General features: G+C 67.6%; 6 protein-coding genes and 1 pseudogene. 2 read left to right on the top strand and 5 right to left on the bottom strand.

The window, feature by feature from the left end; translation table 11 throughout:
* A pseudogene (locus tag FV234_RS14955) lies at window positions 1–418 on the top strand (peptidase inhibitor family I36 protein); the annotation flags it as partial.
* A 19-nt stretch (window positions 419–437) separates the two neighbouring features.
* Here the strand turns inward: FV234_RS14955 and FV234_RS14950 are convergent.
* The 3 genes from FV234_RS14950 to groES all read right to left on the bottom strand — a co-directional run bounded on the left by FV234_RS14950 (window position 438) and on the right by groES (window position 6,222).
* Window positions 438–3,893 carry a DNA methyltransferase gene (locus FV234_RS14950; protein WP_147830133.1) on the bottom strand — a complete coding sequence of 1,152 codons (3,456 nt, stop codon included), beginning with the start codon at window positions 3,891–3,893 and terminating at the stop codon, window positions 438–440.
* Window positions 3,894–4,197: 304 nt separating this feature from the next.
* Complete coding sequence (gene groL / locus FV234_RS14945; protein WP_147751053.1) at window positions 4,198–5,850, bottom strand: chaperonin GroEL; 1,653 nt, start codon at window positions 5,848–5,850, stop codon at window positions 4,198–4,200.
* Window positions 5,851–5,934: 84 nt separating this feature from the next.
* A complete protein-coding gene (gene groES / locus FV234_RS14940) occupies window positions 5,935–6,222 on the bottom strand; it encodes a co-chaperone GroES (RefSeq protein WP_055886789.1) in 288 nt (95 codons plus the stop codon).
* Between the two features lie 209 nt (window positions 6,223–6,431).
* Here groES and FV234_RS14935 point away from each other — a divergent pair, with 209 nt between their 5' ends.
* Window positions 6,432–7,430, top strand: coding sequence for a magnesium transporter CorA family protein (locus FV234_RS14935; protein ID WP_147830131.1), 999 nt, complete (start codon window positions 6,432–6,434; stop codon window positions 7,428–7,430).
* A gap of 6 nt (window positions 7,431–7,436) precedes the next feature.
* Here FV234_RS14935 and FV234_RS14930 read toward each other — a convergent pair whose 3' ends face one another.
* Window positions 7,437–7,832, bottom strand: a complete 396-nt coding sequence (locus FV234_RS14930; protein WP_246686209.1) for a DUF559 domain-containing protein — start codon at window positions 7,830–7,832, stop codon at window positions 7,437–7,439.
* Between the two features lie 208 nt (window positions 7,833–8,040).
* Window positions 8,041–10,248: a glycine--tRNA ligase subunit beta gene (gene glyS / locus FV234_RS14925; RefSeq protein WP_147830128.1), complete on the bottom strand. Its 2,208-nt coding sequence runs from the start codon at window positions 10,246–10,248 to the stop codon at window positions 8,041–8,043.
* Window positions 10,249–10,278 lie beyond the last annotated feature (30 nt).

Here is a 10,278-nt window from a genome sequence, read left to right as displayed (position 1 = left end):
GCCGGTGGTCGCGGCGGTCCAGGCCCCGACGGCGCCTTCGCCAAGCGTCGCCGTGGAGCCCCAGGCCGCCCCCGTCGCCGCCGCGCCGATGCCGGCCCCGGCGCCGGTCCCGCGGATGGATCGCGCCGAGTACGTCGGCACCTGGGGGCCGACCGAGGCCGCCTGCGGCCGGCGCTCGCGCCGGCGCGGCTACATCCCCGCGACGATCACCCCCGACCGCGCCAGCGCCGGGCGGACGATCTGCAGCTTCCACGACGGCCGCCGCACCGGCAACGCCTGGGTGATGGCCGCCGACTGCGCCGACCGCGGCCGGCGCTGGTCGTCGCAGGTCCGCCTCGTCGTCGACGGCGACCGCCTGACCTGGACGAGCGGAAAGGGCACAGCCTCCTACGTCCGCTGCGGACGCCGGGCGGGCTGAACCGGGCCGCCGCACCGCATCAGGCGGCGCGTCGTCCAAGGAAGCGACCGTCGCCGGCTTCGACGATGTGGCCGTAGAGGCTGAGCGTAGCGAGGATCTGCGCCACCCGCGCCTCGATGCGCCTGCCGCCGCGCTTGAACCCGCGACTGAGGGCGGCCGCGTCCATCGGGCGGTCGACTCTGCGAAGGATGGCTACGACCGCGAGGGGCTGTTCGCTGCGGTCCGTGGGGAACGCCGGCAAGTCCCTGCCGATCGCGATCTCGGCCTCGCCGAGATCCAGGTCTTCGGTCCTCGCCCCGATCTCTCCGGCGAAGCGCGGGATCTGGTAGTCGGGCCGAAGCCAACGCACATGGCCCGCAGCCTCCTCGCGGGCCCGCTCCGCATTGAGCGCGACGAGCCGGACCAGGATGTCCGCATCGGACAATCCGTGCGGCCATCCGTAGGCGTCGGCGGTCAGCCGGTCGATCGTGTCGTGCAGCTCCCGCAGGATGAGGACGCGCCCGCGCGTTCTCACGTCCTCGTCCCGACTGCTGAGCGGGGCTCCGGCACGGATCAGGTCGAGCAGCTTGTAGACCTCCGTCAGGCCCAGGTCGGGATTTTCTTCCTGGATGACCTTGCGCGTCGAATCCAGCTCCTCTCCCATCGTGCGAAGCTGCATCCTCAGCTTGGCAGACAGTTCGGGAAACGGGAAAGGGTCGAAGCAACGCGTCTTCGAGTAGACCGAGTCGTTCCCGACGCCGAGCCAGACGCCGGAGCGCTCGGCCCATGTGACGTGGATGTGGGACGACAGGATGGACAGGGTGGCCGCATCCTCGATCGCGATCACGACGATCTTGTCATCGCATAGGATATCACTGTCGATGAACTGAAAGAGGCGTTTTCTCGCCGTGTCGATCGTGCCGATGTACCGGCCGAGATTCGCCAACGCGAAACGCATCTCGGGGCGCGGTTTGCCGAAGAGCCACCACAAGTCCCGGTACGCCAGAACATCCTTGCTGGGCTCGCGGCCCTTGAGGCGGACCTGGTCGATGGCGTCCTGACGCTCGTCGAGCACCTCGAGCAGACGTTGATAGGCCTCGGGATAGCGCGCTCGGATGTCGTCGGGAGCGAGGCCGTACATGTCGTCGACGAGCCTGGAGGGTCTGACGGATCGCAGGTCGAGTCCGTTCCGGTACGGCCGTATGAATTCCTCGATGCCCGCGCGTGTCCCGACCCCGAGCAGGCCAGCCTCCGCCTCGTTCAGGACGAACCTCTTTCCGTGCAACTTCACACCGTCGTGAGAGCAGCCTCGGTTCGCGAGAAGCGCCTTTGACTTCGTGATGTCGGCGCCGATCGTCAGGTCCGCGTTGATGATGCCGTCTTCCTCCACGTATTCGACTGCGATCTGCTCGTCGGAGGTGAGCTTTTCCTGCTTGATTCTTAGATGGCGTCCCGCCGTCGTTTTTCGATCGCCGACCGTCATCGCGATCCGGACCTGCGCGACGCCGCCCTTTCCGCGATACCAGGGGTGATCGTCGATCGCCCACGCGATGCGGATCGGGCGTTTGAGACCCAGGTGATGGGCGACGACCTTGCGACTGAATCCCTGTGCGATCTTGTTCGTCGTCACGAAGCCGAACCGTTTCAGGATCGGCCCCGCAAGCTGGACGGCCGACCGATCCCACCAGCACATCACGAAGTCCGCGCCGCCGGGGACGTTCGGATAGGCGGCCCAGACGGCTGAGGCATAGCCGTGTCCGTATTCGCCGCGCAGGTCGCTTCCTGCGATGAACGGTGGATTCCCGACGATGAAATCGGCGTCCGGCCAGTCCGGCCGCCGGGCCTTCGGATAGGTCTCGACGCGTCTGCCATTTATCTCGACGATCGTCGGAAGCGGATAGCCGTCCCAGGTCAAGACGGCATCGTAGCCTTCGCCGCGTCCGAAGTTGATGTTCTTGAAGGCGCGCAGGATCGGCTCGGACGGGTGTCCGGTGCGGGTCCGGTAATGCTGCTGAAGGTACCCGATCCACACCACGAGCTCGGCGATCGCGGCGGCGCGCGGGTTCAGTTCCAAACCGAGGAACTGGTGCGGATCGACGGTTTCGCGATCCAGCCCCATGTTCTCGGGCTCGCCCAGGCGCGCCAGCGTCTCCAGCACCTCGCCTTCGAGGGTCTTCATCAGCTCGAGCGCGACGTAGAGGAAGTTGCCGGTGCCGCAGGCCGGATCGAGGACGCGGGTGGCGCAGAGCGTGCGGTGGAACGCACGCACGTGGCCGACCGCCGCCTTCTCGTCCCCGCCCTGGTGGGCGGTCTCCGCTCTCATGAGCGCCGCCTGCCAGTCGGCCCGGAGCGGCTGCATCACGGTCGCCTCGACGAGACGCCGCACGTAGACGCGCGGCGTGTAATGCGCGCCGAGCCGTCGCCGCTCCGCCTTGTCCAGGGCCTGCTCCAGCAGCGTGCCGAAGATCGCGGGATCGACCTCCGTCCAGTCCTTCCGGGCGGCCGCCAGCAGCTCCCCGATCTCCTCGCGCGCCAGCGGGAACGCCGTCGCGTTGGAGAACAGGTTGCCGTTGAAGAGGCGCAGGTGCTGCTGGAACCCCGAGAAGAAGCGATCCTGCTCCCGCGGCGCGTCCATCTTGGCCCAGAGGTCCGAGAGGAGCGGAGCGAAGACGCCCGGGCTTTCGGCGCATTCTGCCAGCAGTTTGGTGAACTTGCCCTTCGGCAGCAGGTCCACGCCCTCGGCGAACATCGTGAAAATGCAGCGCATCAGGAAGTGGGCGACCTCCTCGGGCGCATGGTCCGCCTCGAGCGCCTTGCTCACGGCGGCGAGCCGCGCGGCGATCTCGCGAGTGACCCTGGCCGCATGCCGCGCCGGATCGAGGCTGCCCGGGTCGGTCCAGATCGCCGCGAGCCGGGTGCGCACCGCCGGGTCGCGCAGGTCTTCGAGAAAGATGCGGAAGCCCTGGCGGTCGGGAAACGGCACGTAGGCCCGCCCGGTCCCGGAGAAATCGGCGAACACCTCCAGCGCGTGGCCGACATCGCAGGTGATGAGGAAGGGCGGTGCCACATGCTCGGGATCCAACAGGAAGACGTAGCCTTCGGCTTGGCGCCGGGCGTTCTGCATCATCACGTCCCAGCCCTTCGTGGCGGCCCGGCGCCCGAGCTGTTCCGGTTCGGCGGCAAGCCGGGAGAGCTGGGCGGCGGAGACCTGCCGCGGCGCGTTCTTCGCGCCGGGAAAGCGCGATTGCTTGGCTTCGAGGATGAAGTGCCCGCGCCGGTAGAGGTCGATGCGCCGGGGAGCCGTACCGCCGTCGCCCGCGCGCAGGCGCACGGCGCGCTCGAAGGCGTAGTCGTTGCGGGCGGTGTCGCCGCCGGCCGGCTCCGGTCGGGGTACGCCGAGCACGTCGCAGAGCTCGCTGAGGAACATCTGGTAGTTCGCGCGCTCCGCACCGCCCTCGCGTGCGGTCCAGCGTTCGATGAAGCCCTCGACGTCCAAACCCGTCTCCCCCCGCCGAACGGAAGGAAATCTCATCCAGGTCGAGAAATCAACCTCAAGTCATATGCTAGATTGGCTTTGGAAGATCGCTCTCCCTTGAAAGTACCCGCGGTGTCTGGAAATAAACGATATTTTAGAGCGACTTGCTGAAATTTTAGCATATGCGCATATCGCTCGCGGGCCGATCACCAGCGCCATTCGGGAGAAAAAATAAATCTAGAGTCTCCCAAGCATGGCGGACGCAAACGAAAAGAGGGCCGCCTTGCGGCGACCCTCTTTCCGACCTTGCGATGGTGGCTGGGACTTAGAAGTCCATCCCGCCGCCCATGCCGCCCATGCCGCCGCCGCCGCCCATGGAGGCGCCGCTGTCCTTCTTCGGAGAGTCGGCGATCATGGCCTCGGTGGTGACGAGCAGGCCGGCGACCGAGGCCGCGTCCTGCAGGGCGGTGCGCACGACCTTGGCCGGGTCGATGATGCCGGCCTGGATCATGTCGACGTACTCTTCCGTCTGGGCGTTGAAGCCGTAGGTCTCGGAAGAGGTGTTGTCGGTGATCTTGCCGACGACGATGGAGCCCTCGACGCCCGAGTTCTGGGCGATCTGACGGATCGGGGCCTCGAGCGCCTTCAGCACGATCTTGATGCCGGCCTGGACGTCGGGGTTGTCGCTCGAGAGGGCGGCGACCGCCTTCTTGGCGCGGAGCAGGGCGGTGCCACCGCCGGGGACGATGCCCTCTTCGACAGCCGCGCGGGTGGCGTTGAGCGCGTCGTCGACGCGGTCCTTCTTCTCCTTGACCTCGACCTCGGTCGCGCCGCCGACGCGGATGACCGCGACGCCGCCGGCGAGCTTGGCCAGGCGCTCCTGGAGCTTCTCACGGTCGTAGTCCGAGGTGGTCTCCTCGATCTGCGCCTTGATCTGCCCGACGCGGGCCTCGATGTCGGCCTTCTCGCCCGAACCGTCGATGATCGTGGTGGTCTCCTTCTCGATGCGGATCCGCTTGGCGCGGCCGAGCATCGGCAGGGTGACGTTCTCGAGCTTGATGCCGAGGTCCTCGGCGATCATCTGGCCCTGGGTCAGGATCGCGATGTCCTCGAGCATCGCCTTGCGGCGGTCCCCGAAGCCCGGAGCCTTCACGGCCGCGACCTTGAGGCCGCCGCGCAGCTTGTTCACCACGAGGGTGGCCAGCGCCTCGCCCTCGATGTCCTCGGCGATGATGACCAGCGGCTTGCCGGTCTGCACCACGGCCTCGAGCACCGGCAGCATCGCCTGGAGCGACGACAGCTTCTTCTCGTGGATGAGGATGTAGGGGTCCTCGAGCTCGGCGACCATCTTCTCCGCGTTCGTGATGAAGTACGGGGAGAGGTAGCCGCGGTCGAACTGCATGCCCTCGACGACGTCGAGCTCGGTCTCGGCGGTCTTCGCCTCCTCGACCGTGATCACGCCCTCGTTGCCGACCTTCTGCATGGCGTGGGCGATCATCTCGCCGATTTCCTTGTCGCCGTTCGACGAGATCGTGCCGACCTGGGCGACCTCCTCGGACGAGGCGACCTTCTTGGAGCGCGCGATGATGTCCTTCACCGCGGCGGCCGTGGCGAGGTCGATGCCGCGCTTCAGGTCCATCGGGTTCATGCCGGCGGCGACGTACTTGGCGCCTTCGCGGACGATCGCCTGGGCGAGCACGGTCGCGGTGGTGGTGCCGTCACCGGCGATGTCGTTGGTCTTCGAGGCCACTTCGCGCACCATCTGGGCGCCCATGTTCTCGAACTTGTCGGCGAGCTCGATCTCCTTGGCGACGGTGACGCCGTCCTTGGTGATGCGCGGCGCGCCGAAGCTCTTCTCGATCACGACGTTGCGGCCCTTGGGGCCGAGCGTCACCTTGACGGCATCCGCGAGGATGTCGACGCCACGGAGCATCTTGTCGCGCGCGTCGGAGGAGAAACGAACGTCTTTCGCTGCCATGTGCAGGATTCCTTTTCGTTGGTGGGGAAGCCCCAAGACCGGTTCGGGCCTCGAAGGGCGGTTTAAGTCAGGTGTCCGAAGACCTTAGGCGACGACGCCCATGATGTCGGATTCCTTCATGATCAGGAGGTCCTGACCGTCGATCTTGACCTCGGTGCCCGACCACTTGCCGAACAGGACGCGGTCGCCGGCCTTGACGTCGAGCGCGTTGATGCGGCCGGCCTCGTCGCGGGCGCCCGGGCCGACGGCGACGATCTCGCCTTCCTGCGGCTTCTCCTTGGCGGTGTCGGGGATGATGATGCCGCCCTTGGTCTTCTCTTCGCCTTCGATGCGGCGGACGACGACCCGGTCGTGCAGCGGACGGAACTTCATGAGCTGCCCTCTTGTTTGAATTCGCGAAACGGCGTTGATGCCGCGGTGGTCCGCGTCCAACCCTGCCGTTAGCACTCTCGAAAGATGAGTGCCAAGGCTGCGGGCGAGATAGCCGCGGCCCCTTGGCGAGTCAAGTCTGTCGCACCCTGCGACGGCCGTCGCGCGCCGGGTTTCTCCCCTGATCGCACGCGCCGACGGATGATCCTGCCATGCTGAGCCTGCACGGACCGGAGGGCGCGCTCGCGCCGAGCGAGGCGGGCGCCGCCGCCGTCCCGACGCAGGCCGTGTGGATCGACCTCAACGACCCGACGCCCGAGGAGGCCCGCGCGGTCGAGGAGGCCACCGGCGTCCGGGTGCCCTCGCGCAAGGCGCTGTCGGAGGTCGAGAGTTCGAGCCGCCTGCGCCGGCTGAAGAACGGCCTGTCGCTCTCGACGCCGATGATCACCTTCGAGAGCACCGATTCGGTCCTGAACCCACTCGGCTTCGTGCTGACGAAGGACCACCTCGTGACGGTGCGATTCCATGAGCTGCGCGCCTTCGCCGAGGTGCGCAAGCGGGTCCACGAGGGCGAGGAGGCCAAGACCGGGATCGCGGTCTTCCTGCTGCTGATGGAGGAGCTCGTCGACAGCCTGGCCGACTCCCTGGAGGACATGGGCGCCGAGCTCGACAGGCTCTCCACCCGCATCTTCGACTTCGACGTGCGCGCCCGGCCCGCGAAATCCGACGAGGCGGCGCCCCCGCGCCGGCGGGACTTGGCGCTGCGGCGCATCCTGCGGGGCATCGCCCGCCGCGGGAAGGTGCTCGGCAAGATCCGGGCGAGCCTGCTCGGGCTCGAGCGCATCGTGCCCTTCGTCGCCGGCGCCTGCGAGCAGGTGCTGGCTCAGGAGGAGACCGACGCCCGCTTCGAGACGATCCGCCGGGACATCGAATCCCTCGACGAGTTCGAGACGCGGCTCTCGGAGAACGTCCAGTTCCTCCTCGACGCGGCCCTGGGCCTGATCAACATCGAACAGAACAACGTCTTCCGCGTGCTCACCGTCGTCTCGGTGGTCGGCGTTCCGCCGACGCTAATCGCCTCGATGTACGGGATGAACTTCAAGCACATGCCCGAGCTCGACTGGGCCTACGGCTACCCCTACGCCCTAAGCCTGATCCTCGCCAGCGCGATCATCCCGATCGTGGTGTTCCGGATCAAGGGCTGGTTCTGAGACGCATCAGACGGAGAGCCGCCGCTCGACCGCGGCGAGGATCGTCTCGCGCACGCCGTCGAGGTTTTCGGCGATCTCGGCGTTGGTGTCGCGCAGGATCGCGAAACCGCAGGATTCAAGGGTACGGGTGCGAACCGCATCCCGCTCGCATTCCTGCATCGTGGAATGGGTCGCGCCATCCACTTCCACGATGAGGTTCGCCTCGATGCAGACGAAATCCGCAACATAGCGATCGATGGGGCACTGGCGCCGGAACTTCCACCCGTTCAGTTGGCGCCTTCGGAGCACGGACCAGAGCTTGGCTTCGGCTCGCGTCTGCGTGCGACGCAAACCCCGCGCGTAAGCGATCTGCTCCATAAAGGCCTCACGGCGCGACGGTGGCGGAAATCCCGCGTCTTCCACGACATGGCTCCTTCTCCCAGGGGGAGAAGGTTGGGATGAGGGGCGTAACGCCACCGAACTGCGCGCAAGGTCGACAGCGTCGGCCGATCGACGAGCCCATGTCGCTGCCGGACCGAATCCGGCAGACACGTTGCGACCGGCGCGGTCCTTCCTGACGCCTCACGCCCCTCATCCTGTCCTTCTCCCCCTGGGAGAAGGGACCCGCGCACTATCCCACGATCGCCGAGAAATCCGCGACTTCGCGGGTGGCGGCGCGCAGCGCGTTGAGGAGGGTGAGGCGGTTCTCGCGCAGGCGCGGGTCGTCGGCGTTGACGGTGACGTGCTCGAAGAAGGCGTCCACCGGGGCACGCAGCTGCGAGAGCGCCCGCATCGCGCCGGCAAAATCCTCCTTCGCGACCGCGGCCGAGGCCTCGGTCCGGGCGGTCGCCAGCGCCTCGGCGAGCGCCCGCTCCTCGGGCTGGCCGGAGGCGGCGAGCGCGGCGTCGGGCTCGGCGTCGTAGGCGCGGCCGTCCTTCTTCTCCTCGATCCGGAGGATGTTCGAGGCGCGCTTCACCCCCGCGAGCAGGTTCTTGCCGTCCTCGGTGTCGAGGAAGGCGCCGAGCGCCTCGACGCGGCGGACGACCATCAGCAGGTCGTCCTGGCCGGGAAGCGCGAAGACCGCGTCGATCAAGTCGTGGCGGGCGCCTTTTTCGCGGAGGTAGACTTTGAGGCGATCGGCGAAAAAGGTGAGAAGACTTCCTTTGCCATCGACCAAATCCGCAAAACTCGACCCGGGGATACCCGCATTTTTTACAATATCCGAAGTCGTGCGCTGGCTTGGGATACCCTCGTTATGGCTTCGCTTGAAGTAGCTTGATTCGTCTGGAGTCAATGACCTTGCAAGATATGCGAACGCAAAAGCCTGCGTCAGACTCAATCTTAGCGAACAATCGACCGCGAGTCGCACGACCCCCAAAGCGGCCCGCCGCAACGCATACGGGTCCTTGCTCCCAGTCGGTTTCTCGTCGATCGCCCAGAACCCGACCAGCGTGTCGAGCTTGTCGGCGAGCGCCACCGCCACCGAGACCGGGTCGGTCGGCACCCGGTCGGACGGCCCGACCGGCTTGTAATGCTCCTCGATCGCAGCGCAGACGCTCGGGTGCTCGCCCTGGAGAGCGGCATAGCGAGCCCCCATCAAACCCTGCAGCTCGGGGAACTCGCCGACCATCTCGGTGACGAGGTCGGCCTTGGCGAGGCGCGCGGCGCGCTCCGCCAGCTCGGGATCGGCGCCGACCAGCGGCGCCAGTTCCTTCGCGAGCGCCGCGATGCGCTGCACCCGCTCGCCCTGCGTCCCGAGCTTCTCGTGGAACACGATGGTGTCGAGCCTCTGTAGCCGGTCTTCGAGGCGGATCGCCTTGTCCGTCTCCCAGAAGAACTTCGCGTCCGAGAGCCGGGCGCGGACGACGCGCTCGTTGCCGGCGGTGATCGCGGCCCCGCCGTCCGAGGCGACGAGGTTCGAGACCAGGATGAAGGCCGGCGCCAGCGCGCCGCCGGCTTCACGAACCACGAAGCATTTCTGGTTGGCGCGGATGGTCGCGCGCACCGCCTCGCCCGGGATGTCGAGGAAGCTTTGGTCGAAGGTGCCCATCAGCACCACCGGCCATTCCACGAGGCCGGCGACCTCCTCCAGCAGGCCCTCGTCCTCCACAAGTTCGAGGCCGCGGGCGAAGGCGAGGTCGCGGGCGTCGTGCAGGATGATGTCCTTGCGGCGGTCCGCGTCGAGCACGACCTTGGCGCGCTCCAGGTTCTGGACGTAGTCGTCGAAGCGCCGCACCTCGATCGCTTCCGGCGCCAGGAAGCGGTGGCCGTAGGTCGTCGCCCCGGCCACGATCCCGCCGACCTCGAACGGCACCACGTCCGGCGTCTCGGTCTCCGGGCCGAAGGTCGCGACGATCGATTGCAGCGGACGCACCCAGCGCAAGGCCCCCGCCTGCGCCGAGGCCGCGCCCCAGCGCATGGATTTCGGCCAGGGGAAGCTCTTGATAATCGCGGGCAGGATCTCGGCCAGCACGTCCAGCGTCGCGCGGCCGGGCCTCTCGATCACCGCGAGGTAGAACTCACCCTTCTTCGGGTCGACGACGGTCTGCGCCTGGTCGAGGCTCGTCAGGCCGGCGCCGCGCAGGAAGCCTTGCACCGCCGCATCCGGCGCGCCGACCTTCGGCCCGCGCCGCTCCTCGCGCACGGCCTCGCCGCGGGCGGGCAGGCCGGCGACGTGGAGCGCCAGGCGGCGCGGCGTCGCGAAGGCCTTGGCGCCGTCGTAGAGGAAGCCGCGCTCGACCAGGGCGTCGGTGACGAGCTTCTTCAGGTCCTCGGCCGCACGCCGCTGCATGCGGGCCGGGATTTCTTCGGAGCGGAGTTCGAGCAGCAAATCGGGCATGCGCGCGGGAATAGACGCCCGCTCGGCGTC

Origin of the sequence: Methylobacterium sp. WL8 (assembly GCF_008040045.1) — a bacterium.
GTDB classification, from domain to species: domain Bacteria; phylum Pseudomonadota; class Alphaproteobacteria; order Rhizobiales; family Beijerinckiaceae; genus Methylobacterium; species Methylobacterium cerastii.
This window is presented reverse-complemented; position numbering and strand designations above follow the sequence as displayed.